General features: G+C 66.4%; 20 protein-coding genes. 10 read left to right on the top strand and 10 right to left on the bottom strand.

Annotated features, from left to right (window positions below; genetic code table 11):
• The first annotated feature begins 127 nt into the window (after window positions 1-127).
• On the top strand, window positions 128-2,167 hold the full coding sequence (locus G0A00_RS22995; RefSeq protein ID WP_164184602.1) for an enoyl-CoA hydratase/isomerase family protein: 2,040 nt from the start codon (window positions 128-130) through the stop codon (window positions 2,165-2,167).
• Here G0A00_RS22995 and G0A00_RS23000 read toward each other — a convergent pair.
• The gene (locus G0A00_RS23000; protein ID WP_066110463.1) at window positions 2,154-2,369 is read right to left on the bottom strand and encodes a hypothetical protein; all 216 of its coding nucleotides are present in this window, start codon (window positions 2,367-2,369) and stop codon (window positions 2,154-2,156) included. The two genes, G0A00_RS22995 and G0A00_RS23000, sit on opposite strands and share 14 nt — an antisense overlap.
• A 133-nt stretch (window positions 2,370-2,502) precedes the next feature.
• Between G0A00_RS23000 and G0A00_RS23005 the strand changes: the two genes are divergently transcribed.
• Window positions 2,503-2,760, top strand: coding sequence for a DUF2312 domain-containing protein (locus G0A00_RS23005; RefSeq protein ID WP_066109573.1), 258 nt, complete (start codon window positions 2,503-2,505; stop codon window positions 2,758-2,760).
• Between the two features lie 18 nt (window positions 2,761-2,778).
• Here G0A00_RS23005 and G0A00_RS23010 read toward each other — a convergent pair whose 3' ends face one another.
• Entirely contained in the window at window positions 2,779-3,483 is a 705-nt protein-coding gene (locus G0A00_RS23010) for a GntR family transcriptional regulator (protein WP_066109577.1), read from the bottom strand.
• Window positions 3,484-3,655: 172 nt separating this feature from the next.
• On the opposite strand from G0A00_RS23010, the gene G0A00_RS23015 reads away from it, so the two are divergent.
• From G0A00_RS23015 to G0A00_RS23045, 7 genes are all read left to right on the top strand, one after another.
• Window positions 3,656-4,426, top strand: coding sequence for a class II aldolase/adducin family protein (locus tag G0A00_RS23015; RefSeq protein WP_066109580.1), 771 nt, complete (start codon window positions 3,656-3,658; stop codon window positions 4,424-4,426).
• Window positions 4,427-4,502: 76 nt separating this feature from the next.
• Window positions 4,503-6,050 carry an ABC transporter substrate-binding protein gene (locus G0A00_RS23020; RefSeq protein WP_164184603.1) on the top strand — a complete coding sequence of 516 codons (1,548 nt, stop codon included), beginning with the start codon at window positions 4,503-4,505 and terminating at the stop codon, window positions 6,048-6,050.
• Between the two features lie 108 nt (window positions 6,051-6,158).
• A complete protein-coding gene (locus G0A00_RS23025) occupies window positions 6,159-7,136 on the top strand; it encodes an ABC transporter permease (RefSeq protein ID WP_164184604.1) in 978 nt (325 codons plus the stop codon).
• Between the two features lie 15 nt (window positions 7,137-7,151).
• Window positions 7,152-7,985, top strand: coding sequence for an ABC transporter permease (locus tag G0A00_RS23030; protein WP_083191368.1), 834 nt, complete (start codon window positions 7,152-7,154; stop codon window positions 7,983-7,985).
• Window positions 7,982-9,592, top strand: a complete 1,611-nt coding sequence (locus G0A00_RS23035) for an ABC transporter ATP-binding protein (RefSeq protein WP_164184605.1) — start codon at window positions 7,982-7,984, stop codon at window positions 9,590-9,592. The genes G0A00_RS23030 and G0A00_RS23035 overlap by 4 nt, the downstream gene beginning before the upstream one ends.
• Window positions 9,589-10,482, top strand: coding sequence for a glyoxylate/hydroxypyruvate reductase A (locus G0A00_RS23040; protein WP_164184606.1), 894 nt, complete (start codon window positions 9,589-9,591; stop codon window positions 10,480-10,482). The genes G0A00_RS23035 and G0A00_RS23040 overlap by 4 nt, the downstream gene beginning before the upstream one ends.
• A gap of 18 nt (window positions 10,483-10,500) precedes the next feature.
• A complete protein-coding gene (locus G0A00_RS23045) occupies window positions 10,501-11,889 on the top strand; it encodes an amidase family protein (RefSeq protein ID WP_164184607.1) in 1,389 nt (462 codons plus the stop codon).
• Between the two features lie 103 nt (window positions 11,890-11,992).
• Here G0A00_RS23045 and G0A00_RS23050 read toward each other — a convergent pair whose 3' ends face one another.
• From G0A00_RS23050 to G0A00_RS23065, 4 genes are all read right to left on the bottom strand, one after another.
• Window positions 11,993-13,279 (bottom strand): TRAP transporter large permease, encoded by a 1,287-nt coding sequence (locus G0A00_RS23050; RefSeq protein WP_164184608.1) that lies wholly within the window; start codon window positions 13,277-13,279, stop codon window positions 11,993-11,995.
• Window positions 13,276-13,860 carry a TRAP transporter small permease gene (locus tag G0A00_RS23055; protein WP_203595490.1) on the bottom strand — a complete coding sequence of 195 codons (585 nt, stop codon included), beginning with the start codon at window positions 13,858-13,860 and terminating at the stop codon, window positions 13,276-13,278. Before G0A00_RS23055 ends, G0A00_RS23050 begins: the two co-directional genes overlap by 4 nt.
• 63 nt (window positions 13,861-13,923) lie before the next feature.
• On the bottom strand, window positions 13,924-14,913 hold the full coding sequence (locus G0A00_RS23060) for a TRAP transporter substrate-binding protein (RefSeq protein ID WP_164184609.1): 990 nt from the start codon (window positions 14,911-14,913) through the stop codon (window positions 13,924-13,926).
• Window positions 14,914-14,958: 45 nt separating this feature from the next.
• Window positions 14,959-16,029, bottom strand: a complete 1,071-nt coding sequence (locus tag G0A00_RS23065) for a 4-hydroxythreonine-4-phosphate dehydrogenase PdxA (protein ID WP_164184610.1) — start codon at window positions 16,027-16,029, stop codon at window positions 14,959-14,961.
• 107 nt (window positions 16,030-16,136) lie between these two features.
• On the opposite strand from G0A00_RS23065, the gene G0A00_RS23070 reads away from it, so the two are divergent.
• Window positions 16,137-16,808 (top strand): GntR family transcriptional regulator, encoded by a 672-nt coding sequence (locus tag G0A00_RS23070; RefSeq protein WP_164184611.1) that lies wholly within the window; start codon window positions 16,137-16,139, stop codon window positions 16,806-16,808.
• Between the two features lie 74 nt (window positions 16,809-16,882).
• On the opposite strand, the gene G0A00_RS23075 is transcribed toward G0A00_RS23070, so the two are convergent.
• From G0A00_RS23075 to hpbA, 4 genes are all read right to left on the bottom strand, one after another.
• Window positions 16,883-17,779 (bottom strand): hypothetical protein, encoded by an 897-nt coding sequence (locus G0A00_RS23075; RefSeq protein WP_164184612.1) that lies wholly within the window; start codon window positions 17,777-17,779, stop codon window positions 16,883-16,885.
• A 139-nt stretch (window positions 17,780-17,918) separates the two neighbouring features.
• Entirely contained in the window at window positions 17,919-21,134 is a 3,216-nt protein-coding gene (locus G0A00_RS23080) for an efflux RND transporter permease subunit (RefSeq protein WP_164184613.1), read from the bottom strand.
• Window positions 21,127-22,104 carry an efflux RND transporter periplasmic adaptor subunit gene (locus G0A00_RS23085; protein ID WP_164184614.1) on the bottom strand — a complete coding sequence of 326 codons (978 nt, stop codon included), beginning with the start codon at window positions 22,102-22,104 and terminating at the stop codon, window positions 21,127-21,129. Before G0A00_RS23085 ends, G0A00_RS23080 begins: the two co-directional genes overlap by 8 nt.
• Window positions 22,105-22,330: 226 nt before the next feature.
• Complete coding sequence (hpbA, locus tag G0A00_RS23090) at window positions 22,331-24,367, bottom strand: N-methyl-L-proline N-demethylase HpbA (RefSeq protein ID WP_164184615.1); 2,037 nt, start codon at window positions 24,365-24,367, stop codon at window positions 22,331-22,333.
• Between the last annotated feature and the right edge of the window lie 49 nt (window positions 24,368-24,416).

Below are 24,416 nucleotides of genomic sequence, written 5' to 3' on the forward strand. Positions count from 1 at the left end.
CCGTAAGGCGAGCGTCCCATTTCTTTGCTTGCCGTACCTGCTGGAACCCACTAGCTCGCTGTGATGCCGAGATGGCAGGAGCAACGGGCAGGGGGCGCGGCTGCGCCCGGTCGGGAAGGGCAGGCAGATGGCGGGGATGGACGGCGCGGCGACGCTTGAAGGGATCGACGAGCAGATCGAGGACGGGATCGCTTGGCTTGGTCTTTCGGGCCGGGACGGAAACCGTCTGACCGCGTCTCTGTGCGCCGCGCTAGATGCCGCGCTTGAGCGGGCGGAGGCGGATGCCGCCGTGGCCTGCATCGTGCTGCACGGGGCGGATGGCTGCTTTTCCAAGGGCGAGCTGCCGTCCGAGCTGGAGGAGCTCGCCCCGCAAACGCGCGCACTGCCGGGCGCCGCTGACCTTTGCCTGCGTATCGAGCGCTGCAGCAAGCCGGTGATCGCGGCGCTGCAGGGTGCGGCGCTTGGCACGGGGGCCGAGCTTGCGCTGGCCGCGCATTACCGCGTTGCCTCTCCCGGTACCCGCTTTGGCCTCACCAATCACCTGCTCGGGCTGCCGCCCGCCGCGGGCGCGACGCAGCGCCTTCCGCGGCTGCTTGGCGCCGGACCGGCGCTTGATCTGCTGCTCTCTGGCAAGGCGGTTCTGCTCGATGCGGCGCCGCAGGCGGCGCTGCTTGACCGTCTTGCGCAAGGCCCGCTCGACGAGGAGGTTCGCGCCTTCTGCGCTGAACTGCGCGCCGAGGGGCTGGGTCCACGCCCGTCCGCCGCAAGGCGCGAGGGGTTCGCCGATCCGGCAGAGTATCAGCGCGCCGTCGCCGCGCGCCGGGCCGAGACGGCCAAAGACCCAAACCCCGCGCGTCGCGAGATCGTCGCCGCCGTGGAAGCGGCGCAGCTTTTGCCCTTCGCCTCCGGTCTCGCCTTCGAAGCGGACGCTTATGAGGATTGCCGCGCCTCCGAAGCGGGGCGCGCGCTGCGTGCCTGTGCTGCTGCCGAGCGCTCGGCTTTCGAGGCTGTGCCGCGTGGCCTAGCGCGCCGCGGACATGTGGCGGTGCTGGGCGACGGGCCGCTCGCGGTGCCCATGGTGCAGGGACTGCTCGCCGCCGGGGAAGAGGTCGACTGGGGCTGCGATACGCCCGAGGCGCTGCACGCCGGGGTGATCGCGCTGCGCGACCGGCTTGGCCCGCAGACCGACGGTGACGACGAGACTTCGCCGCTGGAGCGGCTGCGGGTCGGCGCGCCCGCTGAGATGGCTGCTGCGGCGCGGATCGTGCTGCTTGCGGGGCCGGGGCAGCGCGCCGTGCCGATCCCCGAAGACGCCATCCGCGTCATCGCCTATCCCGCGCGGGTGGATGGCATTGGCCTGCGGTTCGCGCCGACGCCGGTCGCCCCCCGGCTGGTCGAGGTCATCGCGGGCCCCGGCGCGCGCGCCGATCGTCTGGCCGAGGTCGAGGCGCTGGCGCTGCGTCTCGGGAAGCTCGCGCTGCGTGTGCAATCCGGTGGCGAGAGCCTCGGCGGACGTCTCTTTGACGTGTTGTGCCGTGCGGCGGATGCGCTGGTCGATCTCGGGCAGAGCCCCGACGCCATCGACGCGGCCTGCAGGGTCTGGGGCTGGCGGCGCGGCCCCTTCGTGCGGCGCGATCAAATGGGGCTCGACCGGCTCGGCGCGCAGCAGCGCGGGCCGGACGCGGCAAATTGGGCCAGCGTTCTGGCAGGCGCGGGCCGACCGGGGCGCAGCGGCGATGCGGGCTTTTACGATTGGGACGCGGCGGGAAAGCCGCATGCCAGCGCGGCGGTAGAGGCGCTTCTGAACGAGAAACGGCCCGCGGCGGATCCCATGCCTGCGGCGCGACTGCGCGCTTTGCTGCTGGCGGCGCTTGCCAATGAAGGCGCGCGAATGCTCGAGACCGGGATGGCGCGCTGCGCCTCGGACATCGACCTCGTGGCGCTGCAGGTGCTGGACCTACCGCGCTGGCGCGGCGGTCCGATGCATGCGGCTTCCGAGCTTGGCGCGGCTGCGCTGCGCAAGGCACTGGCGGAGATGATGCATCCGGACCGCGAGATCTGGGCGCCGCATCCCGCATGGCAGGCGCTGGCCGCCGCGGGCGGTGATTGGGATGTGGCGGCGGGCGCAGGCGCGCCGACCGCGGGGCGCTGGCTCAGCCGAGCATAACCCCGATCAGGACCATCACGAGGCCGAAGACCGACAGCAGCAATGCGCCCATGTTGATCGGCACGATCTTGCGCATCACCGCGCGCAGCGCCTCGTCGTCCATCCCGGCGCGTTTCGCGCTCCAGACGCGGAAGATGCACCAGAAAAGGCCAAGCAGCCCCGCGAGAGAGACCGCAGCGCCGGTCCAGATCAGCCATTCCATGCCGCAAATCCCCTGAATGTGATGCGCATTGAGATGCGGCGCCGGGTACTGCATCGCCCCCCGCGCCGCAACCCCTTGATGGGCGCGGGTAGGGGGGGTAGTCAATCGCCCGATACCGGCAGGAGATGATGTGATGCAGGACAATGATTCCGGCGCCTATGGCGTCGCAGCGGGCGAGCTCAAGCAGTTCATCGAGCGTTTCGAACGGCTCGAGATGGAAAAAAAGGAAATCGCCGACCAGCAGAAAGAGGTGATGGCCGAGGCGAAAGGCCGCGGCTATGACACCAAGGTCATGCGCAAGGTCATCGCGCTGCGCAAGCGCGATCAGGACGACATCGCCGAAGAAGAAGCGGTGCTCGAGATGTACAAGGCCGCGCTCGGCATGGCGTAAGCCTCTCTGCCGGGCCCGTCAGGGCTCGGCGCTTCCGCTCTCAAGCCTGCGGAACTGTTCGGTCACCAGATCCTGCGCGACGCCGATATGATAGCCGATCGCGTGGCGGGTACCGGCCTCGTCGCCGCGGCGCAGGGCGTTCACGATAGGCTCGTGGGTTTCCGCGATCTTATGCGGATCGTCGTACAGCCGCCCGATGACCATGATCGAAAACTCGGTCTCGGTAGCAATCTGTTCAAACACATGTAGGAATTTCGGGTTGCCGCTGCCTGCGCAGAGCAGCCGGTGAAATTCCATGTCCGCCTCGACCTGCGTCAGCATGTCGGCGCCTTGCTGCGCAACCTCGTGCAGCGCGTCGATTTGCGCTGCCAGCCGGTCTATGGTCTCGGAAAGCCCGTGGCGGATGACCCGCATCGCGGCGGCGGTCTCGATGACGATGCGCAGCTCATAGAGGTTGCTCAGCGCCTCGGCAGATGTCTCGCGCACGAAGAAGCCGCGATTGGCGTGATAGGTGACCAGACCGGAGTTCTCGAGCAGCCGTGCCGCCTCGCGCACCGGGGCGCGGCTGACGCCCAACTCGCGCGCGACGACGGATTCGGACAGGCGCGCGCCCGGCGCAAGCTGGCCGGTGACGATGGCCTTGGTCAGCAGGGTCGAGACCTGCTGCACCAGTCCTTCGCGGTCGAGCGGCTGAAAGCCGGGTGTTTGTGGAGATTTGGCCATTTTACGCTGCGAGATACTCTGAGGGTCTGCTGCCCGAATTTTCTCCAGAGTAATTGTCGTTTTGACGATTGTCGACAATTCACTTGACCGAGATGGGGGCGCTGCCCTTAGTCTGTCTGTAAATGCAGCAGAATGACTCGCCTCTGAGGTGAGCGATCCTAGGGAGCCTCTCATGCCCGATGGCACAACACCCCCCGAGGTGCAGGACCTTCGCCGCGACCTTGCCGCCGCCTACCGGCTGATCGCGCTCGAGGGGATGGACGACGGCATTTACACCCATATCTCGGCGCGGCTGCCCGATGGGCCCGGTGGCGAGAAGCGGTTTTTGCTGAACCCCTTTGGTCTGCGCTTCGACGAGGTGACCGCCGCCAATCTGGTCACGGTGGATGAGACCGGCGCGGTGATCGACGATCCCTATGGGGCTGGTGTCAACGCTGCGGGCTTCACCATTCATTCGGCTGTGCATATGGCGCGCCATGATGCGGTCTGCGTGCTGCACACCCACACCGTGGCGGGCGTTGCGGTCTCGTCGGTCAAGGAAGGGCTACTCAGCCTCAACCAATGGTCGGCGCAGTTCCACAATCGCATCGCCTATCACGACTATGAGGGCATCGCGCTGGATCTGGCCGAGCGGGAACGCATCGTCGCCGACCTTGGCGAAAAGCAGGTCATGCTGCTGCGCAACCACGGCACGCTGCTGCTGGGCCGTTCGGTGGCCGAGGCGGTGAAACTGGCGCTCAACCTTGAGCGCTCGTGCAAGGCGCAGGTTGCCGCGCTCGGCATGGGGCTGACGGCGGATGTGCTGCCCGAGGCCGTGGCCGAACATACTGCCAGCCAATATCAGCGCGCCTATGACGGTGTCGAAGAGCGCGGCAAGCCCGATCCGGAATGGGCCGCGCAACTGCGACGGCTCGACGCTCACGCCCCGGACTACCGGGGCTGAGCCACTGCGCGCCCCGGCAGTGAACGGGGCCTGACTTTCAAAGAAAAGCAGACAATCAAAACCGACAGGGATCACCATGAACAAACTCAGAGCGACCACTTTCCTGATCGCCGCCGCCCTTGCCGCGCCGCTTGCCGCGCAGCAGGAAGGCGGCCGCCTCGACATCGTCGTGCAGCCGGAACCGCCGGGGCTGATGCTCGGCCTCGTGCAGAACGGCCCGACGCAGCTGGTGGCGGGCGACATCTACGAGAGCCTGCTGCGCTACAATTCGGATCTGGAACCGCAGCCGAGCCTTGCCGAAAGCTGGGAAATCTCGGACGACGGTCTGACCTACACGTTCAAGCTGCATGACGGCGTCACTTGGCACGACGGCGAGCCCTTCACCGCCGCGGATGTGGTGTTCTCGGCCGATGTCTTCCTGCGCGAGACCCACGCCCGTCTGCGCGCCTCGCTGGCCTATGTGGACAGCATCACCGCGCCTGACGACACCACCGTGGTGTTCCAGCTGAAAGAGCCCTTCGGCCCGTTCATCAACGCCTTCGAGGTCGGCACCATGCCGATCGTGCCCAAGCACATCTATGAGGGCACGGATTACGCCACCAACGAGATGAACGCGACGCCCATCGGCACCGGCCCGTTCAAGTTCGAGAAATGGGAAAAGGGCAGCTACATCCACCTCGTGAAGAACGAGGACTATTACCTCGACGGCAAGCCCTACCTCGATGAGGTTTACTACCGCGTGATCCCCGATGCCGCCGCCCGCGCCGTGGCCTTCGAGACCGGCGAAGTGGACGTGCTGCCCGGCGGCTCGGTCGAGAATTGGGACGTGCCGCGCCTGACCGAGATGGAGGGCGTCTGCTCCACCGGCGCTGGCTGGGAGTTCTTCGCGCCGCTGGCTTGGATGTGGATGAACAACCGCGAAGGGCCGACCTCTGACGTGCGCTTCCGTCAGGCGGTGATGTACGCCATGGACCGCGAGTTCGTGAAGGACGTGGTGTGGAACGGCTTCGGCAAGGTCGCCACCGGCCCGGTCGCCTCGGCAACCAACTTCTACAGCGACGACGTCACCCAATACACCCACGACCCCGAGAAAGCCGAAGCGCTGCTCGAGGAGATGGGTTATGACGGCGCGCCGGTCCGCATTCTGCCGCTGCCCTATGGCGAGACGTGGCAACGCTGGGCCGAGGCGGTGCGTCAGAACCTCTCCGAGGTCGGCATCAACGCCGAGATCGACAGCACCGATGTGGCGGGCTGGAACGAGAAGACCTCGCAGTGGGACTACGATCTGGCCTTCACCTATCTCTATCAGTACGGCGATCCGGCGCTTGGCGTGTCGCGCAACTACACCGCCGACCGGATCAAGAAGGGCAGCCCGTGGAACAACGTCGAGGGCTACGAGAACCCCGAGCTTGACGCCAAATGGGCGGCGGCGGCCACGATGGTCACCCCCGAGGAACGCGCCGCGGCCTACGCCGAGATCCAAAAAGAGATCGTCGACGACGTGCCGGTGGCATGGCTGCAGGAGCTTGAGTTCCCGACCATCTATCGCTGCGACGTCAAGGATCTGGTGACCACCGCGATCGGCATCAACGACGGCACCCGCGACGCCTGGGTCGAAGAGTAATCCTCGCAAATGGGGCGGGCCCCGGCGGCCCGCCCTCAAACCGCTCCCCGGCAGGATCGCCAGAGGGGGCAGGAACCAACGGGACGACCGCTGTGTCGACGGGGGCCAATGAGCATATTCACAGTCATCCTGTCGCGGGCCTTCAAGGCCTTCGTGACGCTTCTGGCCATCGCGGTCCTGAACTTCTGCCTGCTGCACGCGGCGCCGGGTGATCCGGCGGTGGTGCTGGCGGGCGAGGCCGGGGCCGCCGACGAGCAGATGATCGAGCAATTGCGCCAGCGCTTCGGCCTCGACCAGCCGTTCTACGTGCAGCTGGGCAAATACGTCGGCAGCGTGCTGACGCTCGATCTGGGGTATTCCTTCCGCCAAGGCGCGCCCGTGGCCGAGCTGATCGCCGAGCGCCTGCCCGCGACGCTGCTCTTGACGCTGACCGCCTTCGTGATCTCGCTGGTGCTGGGCATCGCCTTCGGCGTTGCTGCCTCGGCCCGCGTGGGCAAAGCCTCCGACAGCCTGCTGACCACGCTGGCGCTGCTGTTCTACGCCACGCCGCTTTACTGGGCGGCGCTGATGGCGGTGCTGGTGTTCTCGGTCTGGCTCGGCTGGCTGCCCGGTTTCGGCTATGAGACGGTGGGGGCGGATTACACCGGCATGGCACGGGTGATCGACATCGCCAAGCACCTCGTGCTGCCAGCGCTGACGCTGGGCCTTTTCTTCATGGCCGTCTACATGCGCATGACCCGCGCCTCGATGCTCGAGGTGAGCCAGCTCGATTTCGTCAAGACCGCCAAGGCCAAGGGCCTTTCGGGCCCCGCCATCCGCCGCCGCCACATCCTGCGCAACGCGATCCTGCCGGTGGTGACGCTGGCGGGCCTGCAGGCGGGCCAACTGGTGGGCGGCGCGGTGCTGACCGAGACCGTCTTTGCATGGCCCGGCATCGGGCGGCTGATGTTCGAGAGCCTCGCGGCGCGCGACTACAACACCATCCTCGGCGTCTTCCTCGTGTCGGCGGCCATGGTGATCCTGTTCAACATCGTGACCGACATCGTCTACCGGCTTGTCGATCCGCGCATCGGCGCGCGCGCGTAACGGAGGGCTTTGATCATGTGGAAACGGTTTTCCTCCAACATCGGCGCGATGATCGGCGTGGTGCTTCTGGTGGCGGTGATCGCCATCGCCATCTTTGCCCCGCTGCTGTTCAGCCACGATCCGTGGCAGATGGTGCAGCGGCCCTTCCTTGCGCCCTTCACCATGGATGGGCTTCCCTTGGGCACCGATACTCTGGGCCGCGACGTCGCCTCGCAGCTGGCCTATGGCGCGCGGGTGTCGCTGCTGGTGGGCCTTGTGTCGACGCTGGTGGCGCTGCTGATCGGCGTGCCGCTGGGGGCGCTCGCGGGCTTTTACGGCAACTGGGTGGACGAGGGTGCCATGCGCTTCACCGAGTTCTTCCAGACCATCCCCAACTTCGCGTTGGCCATCGTGCTTGTGGCGATCTTCCAGCCCACATTGGCTTCGATCACCATCGCCATCGCCATCGTGTCGTGGCCGCCGGTGGCGCGTCTGGTGCGGGCCGAGGTCATGTCGGTGCGCAAGCGCGAGTTCGTCGATGCCGCACGGCTGGCGGGCCTGTCGCGCCCGCGCATCCTGATGACGCAGGTGCTGCCCAACACCGTGTCGCCGATCATCGTCATGGCCTCGCTGATGGTCGCCACGGCGATCCTGCTGGAAAGCTCGCTGTCCTTCCTTGGCCTCGGTGATCCCAACGCGATGAGCTGGGGCTACATGATCGGCGCGGCGCGCACGGTGATCCGCAGCGCGTGGTGGCTCAGCTTCTTCCCGGGCATCGCCATCGTCATCACGGTGCTGGCGCTGAACCTCATCGGCGAGGGTCTGAACGACGCCCTCAACCCCCACCTCAGCCGGAAGGGCAAGGCATGAGCGCGCTCTCCATCGAACACCTCAGCATCGGCCTGCCGCAAGGCGCCGACCGGGCCTTCGCGGTCGAGGATATCTCCTTTGCCATCGAGAAGGGCGAGATCCTCTGCGTCGTCGGCGAGAGCGGTTCGGGCAAGTCGATGACTGCCAACGCGCTGATGGGGCTGCTGCCGCCGGGCGTGACGGTGAAGACGGGGCGCGCCATGTTCGAGGCGCGCGACATCCTGCGCCTGCCGGAGCCTGAAAAACAGGCGCTGCGCGGCGAACGCATCGCGATGATCTTTCAGGAGCCGATGACCGCGCTCAACCCGTTGATGCGTATTGGCGAGCAGATCGCCGAGGTCTTTGCCGCGCACAACCGCTTCAGCCAGCAGGAGCGGCGCGAGAAGGCGCTGAACCTGATCCGTGAGGTCGGCCTGCCGGACCCCGAGAAGATCATCCGCGCCTATCCGTTCCAGCTTTCGGGCGGGCAGCGGCAGCGGGCGATGATCGCCATGGCGCTGGCGCTGGAGCCGAAACTTCTGATCGCCGACGAGCCGACCACGGCGCTTGATGTGACCACGCAGGCGCAGATCCTCAAGCTGATCCTCGACCTGCGCGAGCGGCACGGGATGGCGGTGATGTTCATCACCCACGACTTCGGCGTGGTGGCCGAGATCGCCGATCAGGTGATCGTCATGCGCGAGGGCAAGGTGGTCGAACGCGGCAGCGCCGCCTCGGTGCTCACCGACCCGCAGCACGATTACACCCGCCGGCTGCTTGACGCGATCCCTACCGGCAAGCTGCCGCCCGCCCGTGCCCCGCGCGACGTTCCGGCGCTGGAGATCAAAGGACTGCGCAAGGTCTACCGCACCGGCGGCGGCATGTTCCGCCCGGTGCGCGAAGTGCGCGCGGTGGACGATGTCTCGCTCACCGTCGGGCGCGGCGAGGTGCTGGGGTTGGTCGGCGAGAGCGGCTCTGGCAAGTCGACGCTGGGCCGCACCGCGGTGCGGCTGGTCACGCCGGACGGCGGGCAGGTGCTGGTCGGCGGCACCGATCTGGCGGCCCTGTCGGAAGAAGAGCTTCGCAAGCAGCGCCACAAGGTGCAGATGGTGTTTCAGGATCCCTATGCCTCGCTCAACCCGCGCCAGCGGATTATGGGCGCGCTGACCGATGGGCCGATCACCAAGGGCGTGCCGAAAGCGCAGGCGCAGGCGCGGGCGAAGGAACTGCTCGAGATCGTCGGCCTTGGCGCCGATGCCGCCAGCCGCTTTCCGCATGAGTTCTCGGGCGGCCAGCGCCAGCGTATCGGGATTGCCCGCGCGCTGGCCATGGACCCCGAATTGATCATCGCCGATGAGGCAGTTTCGGCGCTGGACGTCTCTATTCAGGCGCAGGTGCTGGACCTTCTGCGCGATCTGCGCGAGCGTTTCGATCTGTCGATCCTGTTCATCACCCACGACCTGCGGGTGGCGGCGCAACTCTGCGACAGGATCGCCGTGATGCAGAAAGGCAAACTGGTGGAGATCGGAACCGTGCACGACATTTTCCTCAATCCGGCGCAAGCGTATACGCGGCAGCTTCTGGCGGCCGTGCCGGGCGCCGACTGGGCCAGCGAGGGCGCCGCATGAGGGGCGTCATCACCACCAGCGGCGGTGTCGATCTCTGGCCGCACTACAGCGAGATTTTCGCCAAGGATGCGCCCGAGCTGACCGTCATGCGGCGCGAGGATATCACCGATCCGGCGCAGGTGGATTTCGTCTTTACCTTCATCCCGCCCGCCGATGTGTTCGAGGGTATGCGCGGGCTCAAGGCGATCTTCTCGGCGGGGGCGGGCACCGATGCGATCATGGCTTGCCCGTCGCGCCCCGAAAGCGTGCCGGTCTACCGGGTGGAGGACGCCGATCAGGCGCTGCAGATGGCGGGCTTTGCCGCCTTCCACGTGCTCTGGCATCACCGCGACATGGGCCGCTACGTCGCGCAGCAGGCGCAGGGCAAATGGTCGCGCACCGTGACCGGCCTTTCGCCCAGCTACCGCCGCGTCGGCGTGCTCGGCTTTGGCCATATGGGCCGCGCCATCGCCAAGGGGCTGATGGGGCTGGGCTATGCGGTGGCGGGGTACTCGCGCCGCGCGCCCGATCCGGCGGAACCGGGGGTGCAGCATTTCCACGGCGACGGGCTCGATGACTTCCTTGCTCAGACCGACATCCTGATCAATGTGCTGCCGCTGACAAGCACCACACGCGGGATGATCGACGCGGGCTTTTTGCAAAAGCTGCCGCAGGGCGCGGCGCTGGTGCAGATCGGTCGCGGCGGTCAGGTGGTCGAGGACGAGCTGATGGCGGTACTGGACAGCGGGCATCTCTCGGGGGCCTCGCTCGACGTCTTCGAGACCGAGCCGCTGCCACAGGAGCATCCGCTTTGGGCGCATCCCAAGGTGCTCATCACCCCGCATGTGGCCAGCATCCCCGAGCGGCGCTTCGTCGTGCAGTCGATCCGCGAGCGGCTCTCTTCCCTGTAACCTTCCGAAGGCCCTTCCATGACAGACCCCAACGACCTTTCCGCCCGCAATCTTGCGGCGGCGATCCGCAGTGGCCGGATGCGCGCTCAGGACGTGATCCGCAGCTCGCTTGACCGTGTGGCGCGCGAGAACCCGGCGATCAACGCCATCGTGCAGGACTGCAGTGCAGACGCCATGCGCGAGGCCGAGGCGCTGGATGCGCGCATCGCGGCGGGCGAGACGGTGGGGGCGCTCGCCGGTGTGCCGGTGACGGTGAAGGTGATCGCCGATCAGAAGGGCTATGCCACCACCAATGGCACCACGCTGGCCAAGGATCTGATCGCCACCGAGGACGCGGGCTTTCTGCGCAACATGCGGGCGCAGGACGCCATCGTCATCGGGCGCACCAACTGCCCGGCGTTCTCGTATCGCTGGTTCAGTTCGAACAAGCTGCATGGCACCACCAGCAACCCGCACAACCCGGCGCTGACGCCGGGCGGCTCGTCCGGCGGGGCCGGGGCGGCGACCGCGGCGGGGCTGGGGCATATCGCCCATGGCACCGATATTGCGGGCTCGATCCGCTACCCCGCCTATGCCTGCGGTGTGCAGGGGCTGCGTCCGACGCCGGGGCGGGTGCCCGCGCAGAACAACACCGGGCCCGACCGCGCCATCGGCCCGCAGTTGATGGCCGTCGCAGGGCCGCTTGCACGGCGGGTGGATGATCTGCGGCTGGGGCTCGAGGCAATGTCCGGCTACGCGCCCGACGACGCGTGGAGCACGCCGATGCCGCTGATCGGGCCGAGCCTGGCGCGCCGCGTCGCGCTGGTGAAACGGCCCGGCGGCATCGACACCGATCCGCGCATCATCGCCGATCTCGAACGCGCCGCCGCGATCCTTCGCGCGGCGGGCTGGCAGGTGGATGAACCGACCGAGGTGCCCGACATCCGCGAGGCGGTGGACGTGCAGATCGACCTTTGGCTGTCGGACGCGCATTCGGACAAGCTGGCGGCGGCAAAGCTCGAGGGCGATCCCGGTGCCATCGCGCTGCTCAGCTTCTACGAGGCACGCGCCAAGGCGATCGATGTGGCCGGGTTCAGCGCGCTCTTCACCCGCCGCTCGCGGCTGATCCGGGCGTGGCGGGCGTTCCTCGTCGATTATCCGATCGTGCTGATGCCGGTCTCGTCGGAACTGCCCTTCGCGCAGGACGAGGACCTGAACGGCCCCGAGGCCATCGCCCGGCTCTGGGAGGCGCAGGTGCCGCAGATCGGCATTCCGGTTCTGGGGCTTCCGGCGGTCTCGATCTGCTCGGGGGTCGAGGCAGGCGTGCCCTGCGGCGTGCAGCTTGTGGCCCCGCCGTGGCGCGAGGATATCTGCCTCGAAGCGGGCGAGGTGCTGGAGGCGGCCTTCGGTCTGCATTCCCCGGCCTGATGGTTCACCATCCGCCATGAAAAAGCGCCGGCCCCGCAAAGGGCCGGCGTTGTCATTTTGCGCGCGGGCCAGCCCCGGGGAGAGCCAGCCCGCGCGGGTCCGGTCACTGTCCGTAGACCAGATCCACCAGCGAGAGAGACACAGCCGGCACATAGGTGACGAGCAGCAGCACCAGCACCAGAACCCCCACGAAGGGCAGGTTGGTGATGGAGGTGCGCCACACGTCGGTGCGCGCGATCGAACAGGAGGTGATCAATACGCTCGCAACCGGCGGCGTCTGCTGGCCAAGGGCAATGTTCAGCGTCAGCAGGATACCGAACTGGATGGGGTTGATCCCGAGCTCATGCACCAGCGGCATGAAGATCGGCACCGTCAGGATGATCGCCGCCGCGCCATGCAGCACCATGCCCACAAAGAGCAGGAAGAGGTTGATGATCATCAGCACGGCAAACGGGTTGGTGGTGATCTGCGTGATGCCTGCGGCCAGCCGCTGCGGCATCTCGGTCTCGGTCAGGTAGAGCCCCAGCACCGCCGAGGCGGCGACCATCAACATCACCACAGAGGTCTGCAGCACCCCGTCCACCAGCGCCTGATAGAGATGGCGCAGGTCGATCTCGCGGTAGATGAAGACCCCGATGAACAGCGCCGCCACCACCGCCAGCGCCGCGCCTTCGGTCGCCGTCACCACGCCGCCGAAGATGCCGCCCAGGATCACCACCGGCAAGATCAGCGCCCAGGACGCCTCTTTGGCGGTCTCGCCGAGGCGGCGCAGCGAGAAGGCCTCGTCGCGCGGCAGATCGTAGCGCCGGGCCATGTAGTAGCAGAGCGCCATCAGCAGCCCGCCGCCAAGCACGCCGGGCACGATGCCCGCGACGAAGAGCTTGACCACCGAGGTGTCGGACATGGCGCCGTAAAGGATCATCGGGATCGACGGCGGGATGATGATCGCCAGCGAGGCCGAGGAGGAGGTGATCGCCGCCGCCATGCGCGGGGTATAGCCTTTTTCCTTCATCGCCGGGATCAGCACCGATCCGGTCGCGGCCACATCGGCCACGGCGGAGCCGGAGATCTCGGCAAAGAACATCGACACGCCGACGTTGACCATCGCCAGCCCGCCGCGCACGAAGCCGATCAGCGCCGAGACGAAGGCGATGAGCCTTGTCGAGATGCCGCCCGTGTTCATCAGCGCGCCTGCGAGGATGAACAGCGGAATGGCGATCAGCGGAAAGCTGGTGGCTCCGTCATAGAGCGACAGCGCGGCGTTGAGAAAGCCAAGCTCGCCGTTGAGCAGGTAGACGCCCAAGAGTGCCGATCCGAGGATCGAGAAGGCGATGGGCATGCCGACGGCGATCAGCACGAACATGAACAGCAGAATGCCGGCTTCGATCATTGCGTGGCCTCCCGGGGCGCGGAATGGGGGGGATGGGCGCGGGCCTGTGCCAGTTCGGCCTCGGCGCGGGCGATCTCATGCTCGATCTCGGCGGTATCGGGATCGACGCCGTCGCGGACCGCCTGCAGACGCTGCGGCAGCGTCAGGAGCCGCCCGACGAACATCAGCGCAAAGCTCACCGGCAGCACGCCCTGCAGCACGGCGCGCGGCACGAAGCGCACGGTGGTCATCACCTCATCGCCAAAGATCTCGAGGATTGCCCAGCCCGCCCATGTGACGATGGCGCAGATGGTCAGGAACAGCAGCTCGACAATGCCGAAGAGCACGAAACGTCCAGGGCCGGGCAGGCCGAACATCAGCCCGTTGAACCCCATGTGCGAGTTGCGCACCACGGCCAGCGCGGCGCCGGTGAAAGTGATCCATGCGAGCAGCGCGGCGGCGACTTCGTCGTACCAGATCAGCGACTGGCCGGTGTAGCGATAGGCGACGCCGAGCAGCACCACGAGGGCCAGCACGACGATCATCGCGATCGTGGCGATCTGCAGGGCGCGATCAAGCCAGCGGATGGAACGGGACAGCACGTTTGCCTCCGTATGAATTGGGGGGATGGGGCGGCGCGGTCAGGGCCGCGCCGCCGGGATGGCTCAGGACCCCGAGCCGTTTGCCAGCGAGAGCGCCTTGTCGATCATCTCCTGTCCGCCTGCGACTTCGGCGGCGAACTTTTCGTAGATCGGCTTGGAGGCTTCGACGAAGGCGTCGCGGTCGGTCTTGTTGACCTTGAGGCCACCCTCTTCGAGCTTGCCCACGAGTTCCTCATCCTGCGCCGCGCCCGTCTCGCGCGCCCAGAAGGCGACTTCCTTGGCGGTCTCCTCGATGATCTGCTGTACCTCGGGGTCGAGCTTTTCAAACGCCTTGATGCCGACCGTCGGATAGGCGGGCGAATAGACGTGGCCCGAGAGCGAGAGATACTCCTGCACCTCGTTGAGCTTGCCGCCGTAGATGTTGGTCATCGGGTTTTCCTGCCCGTCGACCACGCCGGTCTGCAGCGCCACGAAAAGCTCCGAGAAGGGCATCGGCGTCGGGTTGGCGCCGTATTCCTTGAACATCGCCACGCGCCAGCTCGAATTCGGCGTGCGGATCTTCAGCCCCTGAAGATCGGCAGGCGTGGTCACCGGATGCTTGGAGTTGGTGATCTGCCGAAAGCCGTTCTCCCAGATCGCCAGCGGCTTGTAGCCCTTGGCTTCGGCGGCGGGCAGCAGCACGCTGTCAAACAGCGCCTCGTCGATCTTCGCCAAGTGCGCGCGGTCGGCCACGAGGAAGGGCAGATCGAACAGCGCGTATTCCGGCGCGATCTCGGGCATGGTCGAGCTGGGCAGGGTGATGTGCATCGTGCCCAGCTTGATCTTCTGCAGCATGTCCTTGTCTTTGCCCAGCTGCGAGCTGTCAAAGACCTTCACCACCGCTTTGTCGCCGAGTTTCTCGTTGGCGCGGCGGGCAAATTCCTCGGCGGATTGATCCTGCAGCGAGCCGTCGGCGGCGCTGATCCCGAAGATGATCTCGGTTTGCGCCAGCGCGGGCGCGGCCTGCAGCGTCGCTGCGACGGCTCCGATCAGTGCGATATGCTTGAGTTCCAAGTGTGTCTCCTCCCTGAGTGCTTGGTCCTGTTGGTGGGGGTGGGCTCAGCCGGCCAGAACCTCCGGTTCGGTGAGCGCCGCGATGGCCCCGGCCGCATGCATGCGGTCCTCCTCCGTGGCCGGCGGCCGGGGCTGCAGCCCGGCCAGCTTCCGGCCGAGAGCGATTGCATTGAAGGTGGCGCCGGTGTCGGCGCAGCCCTTGCCCGCGATGTCGAAGGCGGTGCCATGCGCCGGGGTCACGATCGGGAACGGGTAGCCCGCGATCAGCGTCACCCCCCGGTCGAAGCCGATCAGCTTCATCGCGATCTGTCCCTGATCGTGATACATGGTCATCACCGCGTCGAACTCTCCCCCCTTGATGGCCCGCACAAAGACGGTATCCGAGGGCACGGGGCCGGTCACGTTAATCCCTTGGGATTTCGCGATTTCGATGGCCGGGGCGATCACCTCGTCATCCTCATGGCCGAAATTTCCGCCGTCCCCGGCATGGGGGTTGAGCGCCGCGACGCCGATGCGCGGGTTCGGAATGCCCGCGGCACTCATCACGTCGGCAGTGAGTTTCAGGCTGTTGGCCACACGCTCGGTGGTGATGGTGGCTGCCACCTTGCTCAGCGGGATATGCGAGGTCACCCGGGCGTTCCACACTTCGTCGAGCACGTTGAACTCGCGGCCCGATTGCTCGGCCTCGATCACCGCGTCGACAAAGCCGATCTCGTCCACATAGCTGGAACGGGCGAGGCGCATGGAGTGTTTGTTGAACGGGGTGAAGGCGACCACGCCCGCGATCCCGGCCTTGCCCAGCAGCAGCGCCGTGGCGAAATTCTGCAGCGAGGCGCGGCCCCCGGCGTTCGAGGATTTGCCCGGCGGCACGGTGGCCGGATCGCAATTGTGCAGGTCGAGCAGCAGCGTGCCTTCGGGCAGCGGCTTTGCAAGATCGGCGGTGGAGATCATCGGCAGGTCAACCTTCACCCCGGCGATCTGTGCGCCTTTCGCCAGCAGGCGTGCATCCCCGATGACGATCAGATCGCCAAGGTTCGCCTGCGCATCCGCCACGATCTTCGCAGCCAGTTCAGGCCCGATCCCGGCGGCATCCCCGATCGCCAATGCCACTCGCATATTCGATTCTCCTCCACATGTATTTTGTATATTTTGTGTTCCAATACGGTATCGCGTGGCAAGGAAAATCTTGCTAACCTAGGCGAAACAGTCACTGCGGAGGTGTCATGGACCTGTCTTCAGCTTCGGCCATGCCATTGCAAATCAAGAAGGAATCCCTTCACGATCAGGTCGCGAACCGGATCCGGGACCTGATCATCGAAGGCCATCTCGAGCCGGGAAGCCGGATCGACGAGGTGCAATTGCTCGAACAACTGGGGGTGTCACGCACCCCATTTCGTGAGGCGTTGCGCACTCTGGCCGCCGAAGGGCTGATCGTCATCCAGCCCTCGCGCGGGGCTACGGTGCGCAAGCTGTCGCCGCAGGATGTGTTCTCGATGCTCGAAGTGCTGGGCCATCTGGAGAAACTGGCCGGCCAGACCGCCTGCGAACGGGCCAGCGACGAAGACATCGCCGGAATGCGCGCGCTGCACGAAGAGATGCTGGAGCATTACCGCAAGCGCGATCGGCTGCCGTATTACAAGCTCAATCAGGAGTTTCATTCGCGGCTGGCGGCGCTGTCGGGCAATGAGACGCTGCAGGAGATTCAGCAGAACATTCAGGGACGGCTCAAACGCATCCGCTTTGTCGGCAATGGCACCGAGACGTTCTGGGCCGATGCGGTGGGCGAGCATGAGGAGATGATCGCCGCCTTGGAAGCGCGCGATGGCGCGCGGCTCGGCGATGTGATGTCGCGCCATCTCACCAACACTTGGGACCGGGTGAAAGAGACGCTCTGAGCCGCCGGGGCGACCGCGCTCCCCAAAACTGCAAAAGGGCCCGGCAGGAGTGCCGGGCCCTTCGTTTGTTGTCCTTAGTTCTTGGGCGGCGGCGGCATGTCACCACCGGGTCCGCCGGGACCGCCGGGGCCACCTTCGCCGCCCATGGGCGGCGCGGCCATCGTGCTTTTCTCGGCGTCGAAACCGACCGGGATGGTCAGCGTGCCGGTGTAGCCCTCCGAAGCGCTGCCGCTCATCGCCAGCGTCTGCTGCTCGATCTCGGCATCGGTGTTGTCGCCGAACACGTTGTCGCTGGGGATGGTGATCCGGCCAAGGTTGCGGGTGCCGTTGGAATAACGTGCGTCTTGCTCGTAGATCTTGGCGGCCTCGTCTTCCGGCAGGGCGATCTGCGCGGTCAGCACCGGCTCGGCTCCGCTGACGGCAGCCTCGGGGGACTCGAAGATCTCGAAGTGGATGTGCGGCCAGCGCCCGTCGTAGCAGCCCGGCACGATGGTGGTGAACTTCACCTTACCCTCGTCATCGGCGACGCCGACGCCGCGCAGATAGTTCGCCTCGGGCGTGTCATAGAGCGAGTAGAGCCCCGTCGTGTCGCAATGCCAGACGTAGATCGCGTGCCCGGCGAGCGGCGTGCAGCCGTCGGCATCGACCAAGGTCAGCTCCAGATCCAGTTGCAGACCATCGGCCTCGGCGGTCATGTCGCCGAACGAGGGGCGCAGGTCTTCGCGGATAACGCCTTCTTGGGTCAGCGCGTTGACCACCGATCCGTCGCGGCTGTTGCTGCCATCGGCGGGGTAGGGGCCAGCGGTCTCCCACGGCAGTGCCACGCATTGCGCCGCCAGCGCAGGCAGACCGGATGCCGAAGCAAGGCCGACACCGCCGAGAATGCTGAGAAGTTTGCGGCGCCCGATCATCCGCGGCAGATCGTGAGAGAAGCCGAGGTCGTGGTCATCGTGGTCGTGGCTATGCGTCATGTCTGAAACTTTCGCTTGTTCTTGGTCTTGTCACATAGAGGTATTCCACGCGCGGGGCGCGGAGTTCCGTCGCAGAAAGTTTCAGGTCTGACGATTTCGTGAGCCGTGACAGGCGATTGGCGCCGCGAAGGATGCCCGGTCAGGTCTTGGCCAGCCGGTAAATCGCCGGGATCACCAGAACCGTCAGCGCGGTAGAGGTCAGCAGTCCGAGCAGCAGCGAGATCGCGAGCCCCTGAAAGATCGGGTCCATCAGGATCACCGCCGCACCGATCATCGCTGCCAGCGCGGTCAGCAGGATCGGCTTGAAGCGCGTCGCGCCCGCCTCGATCAGCGTCTCCACGTCGAGCGGTCTTTCTGGGTCCGCGTGGCGGATGAAATCCACCAGCAGGATCGAGTTGCGCACGATGATCCCCGCCAGCGCGATGAAGCCAATCATCGACGGCGCCGAGAAGGGTGCACCAAAGAGCCAATGCCCGAACATGATGCCGAGGAACGTGAGCGGCACCGGCGTCAGGATCACCAGCGGCAGACGGAAGCTGCCGAACTGCGCCACCACAAGGATGTAGATGCCCAAAAGCGCCACGGCGAAGGCCGCGCCCATGTCGCGGAAGGTGACCCATGTGACCTCCCATTCGCCGTCCCACAGGATGCTCGGGGCGGAAGTGTCCTGCGGCTGGCCGTGCATGGAAATGGCGGGCTGTTCACCCTCGGGCCAGTCGAGCCCATCCAAGATATCCGCCGAGGCGAGCATGCCGTAGAGCGGCGACTCGAACTCTCCCGCCATTTCGCCCATCACCATGATCGTCTCGATGCCGTTGTGGCGGAAGATCGGGTAGGAGGTAAGCTCGTCCTGCAGGGTGACCACATCGCCCAGTTCCACCACGCCGCGCCCGCCGGGCAGGGCGTCTGCCGGGACGGGCGTCGAGAGCGCGGTGGCATCCATCACCCGGTCGGAGCGGTCCCGCGACAGCACGATGGGGATGGGCCGACGCTCGCCGCCGCGGTGCGAATAGCCCACGGTTCCCTCGCCGTAGAGCAGCGAGAGCGTGCCCAATGCGTCGGCTTCCTGCACCTTGTAGAAATCCAGCGCCGAAGGATCGAGCACCACCCGGCGGCGCGGCGCCTGCACGCCGTAATTGTCGTCGACGTCGACCACATAGGGGATCTCGTCGAAGGCGGCGCGCACGCGCTCGGCGACCATGCGGCGGGTTTCGGCATCGGGGCCATAGACCTCGGCCATGAGCGTCGAGATCACCGGCGGGCCGGGGGGCGGCTCGACGGTCTTCAGCACCGTGCCCTCGGGCAGGTCGAGCGCGGTCAGCTTTTCGCGCAGGTCGAGCGCGATCTCATGGCTGGTGCGGTCGCGCTCGGCCTTGGGCGCGAGGTTGATCTGCACGTCCCCCATCTCGGGCATCTGCCGCAGGTAATAGTGCCGCACCAGCCCGTTGAAGTTGAAGGCCGAGGCGGTGCCCGCATGGGTCTGGGCCGAGATCGCCTCGGGCAGGGACAGCGCCACGCGCGCCACTTGCTGCGCCACGGCAGCCGTCGTTTCCAGCGCGCTGCCCTCGGGCAGGTCGATGACCACCGAAAGCTCGGACTTATTGTCGAAGGGCAGCAGCTTGACCGTCACGTCGCGGGTGTAGAGCGCGGCGAGCGAGCCGAAGGAGAGCACCGCCACCACCAGCAGAAAAAGCGCCGAGACGGATTTATGCGCCAGCAGCGGGCGCGCGACGGCGGCATAGATGCGTCCTAGTGCCCCGCCCGCCGCGCCGTGCTCGGCTCCGTGATGGAGCGGCGCGCGGCCCGCGATTTTCAGCATCAGCCACGGCGTGATGATCACCGCGACGAAGAAGGAAAAGATCATCGCCGCCGAGGCATTGGCGGGAATGGGGCTCATATAGGGGCCCATGAGGCCCGACACGAAAAGCATGGGCAGCAGCGCCACCACCACCGTCAGCGTCGCCACGATGGTCGGGTTGCCAACTTCGGCCACCGCCGCGACGGTGGCGCCAAAGCGGCTCTGGCCCTCGCGCTTCATCGCCCAGTGGCGGGCGATGTTCTCGATCACCACGATGGCGTCATCGACGAGGATGCCGATCGAAAAGATCAGCGCGAAGAGCGACACGCGGTTCAGCGTATAGCCCATGATCCATGCGGCGAAGAGCGTCAGAAGGATCGTCACCGGGATCACGATGGCCACCACGATGGCCTCGCGCCAGCCGATGGCAAAGAGCACGAGGATGACGATGGAGATGGTTGCCAGCCCGAGGTGGAAGAGCAACTCGTTGGCCTTCTCATCGGCGGTCTCGCCATAGTCGCGGGTGATCTCGACCTCGATGGAGGAGGGGATGATCTCGCCCTCCATCGCCTCGATCCGGTGCAGGATTTCCTCGGCCACAATCACCGCATTTGCCCCGGCGCGCTTGGCCAGCGCCAGCGTCACCGCGGGGCGACTCTCAAGGCCCTCCGGTCCGTGGGTGACGGTGCTGACATAGTCCGAGCCGGTGTCGGTCTCTAACGTCACATCGGCCACATCGCGCAGATAGACGGTGCGCCCGTCGCGGGCGGTCAGTTCGAGATTGCCGATCTCTGCGGCGGTGGTCAGCGTCTCGCCCACCACAAGCCCGACCTGCCTGCCGCCCTCACGCAGAGTGCCGAGCGGCAGCGAGGTGTTGGCACCCTCGATCTTGCCCCAAAGCTGCTGCAGGGTGATCCCGTATAGCGCCAGCCGCGCCGGGTCTGGGTTCACGCGCAGCTGCGGTTCGGTGCCGCCGATGACATAGGTGAGGCCCACATCCTCGATCGCCGCCAGCCGTGCCTCGACCTCGCGCGCGACGCGGGTCAGGTCGGCGGGGGTGACCACGGTCTGCCCTTCGGCAGGCGAGAGGGTGAGCGCCACGATGGCCACGTCATTGATGCCGCGCCCGACGATCAGCGGCTCGGGGATGCCCACCGGGATCCGGTCCATATTGGCGAGAATGCGGTCGCGCACCCGCAGGATCGCGGTGTCGGACGAGACGCCGACGTCAAAGCGCGCGGTGACCATGACCGCATCGTCGCGGGTCTCGGAATAGACGTGTTCGACCTCGTCGATGCCTTTTACGACGGTCTCGAGAGGTTCGGTCACCAGCTTGACCGCGTCGCCAGCGCGCAGCCCGTTGGCTTGCACGTGGATGTCGACCAGCGGCACGGAAATCTGCGGCTCCTCCTCGCGCGGCAGGGCGGCAAGGGCGATCAGCCCCACCGCCAGCGAGGCGATCAGGAAGAGCGGGGTGAGCGGAGAGTTCAGGAAGGCGCGGGTGAGGTGCCCGGCCAGACCGAGGGCCCCGCTGGGCCCGGTGTCATGATCACTCATCGGACTGAAGCACCGTTTCGCCGGGTTCGAGCCCGGTCAGGATTTCGCGCCAAGGGGCACCGTCCCGGATCACCTCGCGGCCCGGCACCACGATCCGTTGCACCGGTCCCTCGGGCGTCTCCAAGGTGACCATGTCGAGACCGCCGCCCCGCGACAGCGCGCGCTCGGGGACAAGGATCGCGTCTTGCGTGCCAACTGGCAGCCGCACCGGCAGGCGCAGGCCCACGTAGCGCTCTTCGAGCCCATCCACTTCCACATCCGCCTGCAACCGCCCGCCTTCGATCTGCGGGTAGAGCTTGGCAATCGTGCCTTCGCCGCTGTCCATCTCGATCTTGTCACCCTCCGCCAGCGATTGCGCAAAGCGTTCGGGGATGGACAGCCGCAGGAAGGCGCCGCCGCTGCCGATCAGGGCGACGGTCTCGCCCTGCGCAATGAAAGAACCGCGCGAGACCGGAACCGACAGCACGATGCCCGCCTCGGGGGCGGTGACGCCGCCTTCCTCGATCTGCCGCTGGATCACCCGGCGCTGCGCTTCGGTCGCGGTGATCTGATTGGTCAGCACATCGACCGAGGTTTGCAGTGCATCAAGCCGCTGCGCCGAGATCGTGCCGCTTTGCTGCAGGGTCTTGCCACGGTCGAGATCGGCCTGCGCATTGCTCAGCTGCGCGCGCAATGCCTCGGCCTGCGCGTTGAGCGCGTCGATCTGCACGCCGAGTTTCTCATCCTCGATGGTGGCGACGATCTGCCCGGTCTCGACGTGATCGCCCTCTGTCACCGACAGGTCCACCAGCGTGCCAGCGATACGGGCCCGCGCCGGAAGCTCGTTGCGCGTTTCGACCTCGCCATAGACCGGCTTCCATTCGGTGATGGTCTCGGGGGTCGCCACAAAGGGTTCGGGGGGCGCACCGGTCTCGGCCAGCGCGGCGCTGGCGGCGGTGAGCAGGAAAATCGGTAGGACGGAAAATCGCATGGCAGTCCCTCGTGGTCAGGTGGCGATCCTGAGTATTCATATTCTTTAATGTGAATATGAAGGAAGTTCCAGCGATATCTTACCGTTTCGGCCTGGAGGTCCCTTGATTTGGGTCAAGTGAGGTGAGGCCAATCGGCGTAGGGCAGCTCGGGTGCCATTTGACATCCGAACTGCCCCTCATCGACCCGCAGAGACAATCTTTGGCGCGGCGAAAAATTGCCCGTGCTTAGAGGTCTCGTGTGATCCGCAGCGCGTCGTAGATCGCCGCGTGGGTGTTGCGCGCGGCCACGGCATCGCCGATGCGGAACAGACGGAACCCGCCGCCGGGATTGCGCTCGACGCTCTGCGCGACGCCGGTGGAAAGCGCCTCGTAATCGACCTCGCCGAGATTGCGCGACAGCGGCTTCAGCGCGAAATAGAGCTCGTCGAGCGGGCGGGTGCCATGGTTGACCACAACCTGATCGACCTGCCGCTCGCGTGTCACATCGCCATAGTCCGAGCCCAGAACGGCGCGCAGTTGATTGCCGTCGCGGGACACCGAGCGCAGCCGCCACGTGACGGTGAAGGTGGTGTCGCGGGTCTGCAGCGCGCGCATGTAGGGCACGAGGTTCATCGCCATGACCTCTGGCGCGAAGGCGCGGTCGGGGGTGACGATCTCGACCCGCGCGCCGGTGGCAGAGATCACATCGGCAGCCTGTAGCCCCGCGTGATCGCCCGCGTCGTCATAGACCAGCACGTTCTGGCCGGGTTTGACGTCGCCCGACAGGATGTCCCATGCCGAGACCACCAGATCGTTGCCCCCGGTCAGCACTTCGGTATGCGGCAGCCCGCCGGTGGCGATGATCACCTCGTCGGGTGCCGTGTCCAGAACGTCAGCTTCATCGGCGAAGGCGTTGAAGCGGAAGGATACCCCGCGCTTTTCGCATTGCTCGAAACGCCATGCGATGATCGAGGACATCTCGCGCCGCCGCTCCTGCAGCGCGGTGAGGCGGATCTGCCCGCCGGGCTGGTCCGCCGCCTCGAAGACGGTCACCGCGTGGCCGCGCTCGGCGGCGACGCGGGCGGCCTCCATCCCAGCCGGTCCGGCGCCGACGATGGTCACGCGCTTCGGTGTCTCGGCCTTGGCGATGGCGTGGGGCATTTCGATCTCGCGCCCGGTCGAGGGATTGTGCAGGCACAGCGCCATGCCGCCCTGATAGATGCGGTCGAGGCAATAGTTGGCACCGACGCAGGGGCGGATGTCGTCTTCGCGGCCTTGGGTGAGTTTGCGCACCAGATGCGGGTCGGCCATATGGGCACGGGTCATGCCGACCATATCGAGCTTGCCGCTGGCGATGGCGTGGCGCGCGGTGGCGACATCGGGGATCTTGGCGGCATGGAAGGTGGGGAAGTTCGTCGCGGCGCGGATCTCTCCGGCGAAGTCGAGATGCGGTGCGCCGGCCATGCCCTGAATGGGGATCAGATCGGTGAGGCCCGGATCGGTGTCGATATGGCCGCGCACCACGTTGAGGAAATCGACAAGCCCCGAGTCCTTCAGCTTGTGCGAGATCGCCAGACCCTCCTCGCGGCCGGTGCCGCCGGGCAGGCACTCGTCGCCGGTGTAGCGCACGCCGACGATGAACTCCTCGCCGCAGCGTTTGCGGATGGCGCGCAGCACGTCGAAGCCAAAGCGCAGACGGTTGTCGAGATCGCCGCCGTAGGGCGCCTCGAGATCATTGGTCAGCGGCGACCAGAACTGATCCATCAGGTGGCCGTAGGCTTCAAGCTCGATGCCGTCGAGCCCTGCAGCCTGCATGCGCTCTGCGGCCTCGGCGTAATCCTCGATCACCCGCGCGATATCCCAGTCTTCCATCTTCTTGGGGAAGGCGCGATGCGCGGGCTCACGTTCGTACCCGGGCGAGATCACCGGCAGCCAGTCGCCCTTGTCCCAGCGGGTGCGGCGGCCAAGGTGGGTGAGCTGGATCATCACCGCGCAGCCCTCGTCGTGGCATTCCTGCGCCAGCTTGCTCATCCATCCGACCACCTCGTCTTTCCACGCGAGGACGTTGTTGAACACCGGCGGGCTGTCGCGCGAGACCGAGGCCGAGCCCGCGGTCATGGTCAGCGCAACCCCGGCCTTGGCGCGCTCTACATGGTAGGCGCGGTAGCGGTCCTTGGGCATGCCGTCCTCGGGGTAGGCGGGCTCGTGGCTGGTGATCATGATGCGGTTTTTCAGCGTCAGATGCTTGAGCTGATAGGGCTGCAAAAGCGGATCGTTCGACATGCGTGGTGCCTTCTGCGGATGGGGTGCCTGCGCGCCAGAATTCCAAAAT

The organism is Salipiger sp. PrR002 (assembly GCF_010500775.1).
GTDB lineage: Bacteria > Pseudomonadota > Alphaproteobacteria > Rhodobacterales > Rhodobacteraceae > Salipiger.

Excerpts from the sequence above, each read along its gene's own strand:
- G0A00_RS22995 (WP_164184602.1), top strand. The coding sequence starts at position 128 with ATGGCGGGGATGGACGGCGCGGCGACGCTTGAAGGGATCGACGAGCAG.
- G0A00_RS23000 (WP_066110463.1), bottom strand. The coding sequence starts at position 2,369 with ATGGAATGGCTGATCTGGACCGGCGCTGCGGTCTCTCTCGCGGGGCTG.
- G0A00_RS23005 (WP_066109573.1), top strand. The coding sequence starts at position 2,503 with ATGCAGGACAATGATTCCGGCGCCTATGGCGTCGCAGCGGGCGAGCTC.
- G0A00_RS23010 (WP_066109577.1), bottom strand. The coding sequence starts at position 3,483 with ATGGCCAAATCTCCACAAACACCCGGCTTTCAGCCGCTCGACCGCGAA.
- G0A00_RS23015 (WP_066109580.1), top strand. The coding sequence starts at position 3,656 with ATGCCCGATGGCACAACACCCCCCGAGGTGCAGGACCTTCGCCGCGAC.
- G0A00_RS23020 (WP_164184603.1), top strand. The coding sequence starts at position 4,503 with ATGAACAAACTCAGAGCGACCACTTTCCTGATCGCCGCCGCCCTTGCC.
- G0A00_RS23025 (WP_164184604.1), top strand. The coding sequence starts at position 6,159 with ATGAGCATATTCACAGTCATCCTGTCGCGGGCCTTCAAGGCCTTCGTG.
- G0A00_RS23030 (WP_083191368.1), top strand. The coding sequence starts at position 7,152 with ATGTGGAAACGGTTTTCCTCCAACATCGGCGCGATGATCGGCGTGGTG.
- G0A00_RS23035 (WP_164184605.1), top strand. The coding sequence starts at position 7,982 with ATGAGCGCGCTCTCCATCGAACACCTCAGCATCGGCCTGCCGCAAGGC.
- G0A00_RS23040 (WP_164184606.1), top strand. The coding sequence starts at position 9,589 with ATGAGGGGCGTCATCACCACCAGCGGCGGTGTCGATCTCTGGCCGCAC.
- G0A00_RS23045 (WP_164184607.1), top strand. The coding sequence starts at position 10,501 with ATGACAGACCCCAACGACCTTTCCGCCCGCAATCTTGCGGCGGCGATC.
- G0A00_RS23050 (WP_164184608.1), bottom strand. The coding sequence starts at position 13,279 with ATGATCGAAGCCGGCATTCTGCTGTTCATGTTCGTGCTGATCGCCGTC.
- G0A00_RS23065 (WP_164184610.1), bottom strand. The coding sequence starts at position 16,029 with ATGCGAGTGGCATTGGCGATCGGGGATGCCGCCGGGATCGGGCCTGAA.
- G0A00_RS23070 (WP_164184611.1), top strand. The coding sequence starts at position 16,137 with ATGGACCTGTCTTCAGCTTCGGCCATGCCATTGCAAATCAAGAAGGAA.
- G0A00_RS23075 (WP_164184612.1), bottom strand. The coding sequence starts at position 17,779 with ATGACGCATAGCCACGACCACGATGACCACGACCTCGGCTTCTCTCAC.
- G0A00_RS23080 (WP_164184613.1), bottom strand. The coding sequence starts at position 21,134 with ATGAGTGATCATGACACCGGGCCCAGCGGGGCCCTCGGTCTGGCCGGG.
- G0A00_RS23085 (WP_164184614.1), bottom strand. The coding sequence starts at position 22,104 with ATGCGATTTTCCGTCCTACCGATTTTCCTGCTCACCGCCGCCAGCGCC.
- hpbA (WP_164184615.1), bottom strand. The coding sequence starts at position 24,367 with ATGTCGAACGATCCGCTTTTGCAGCCCTATCAGCTCAAGCATCTGACG.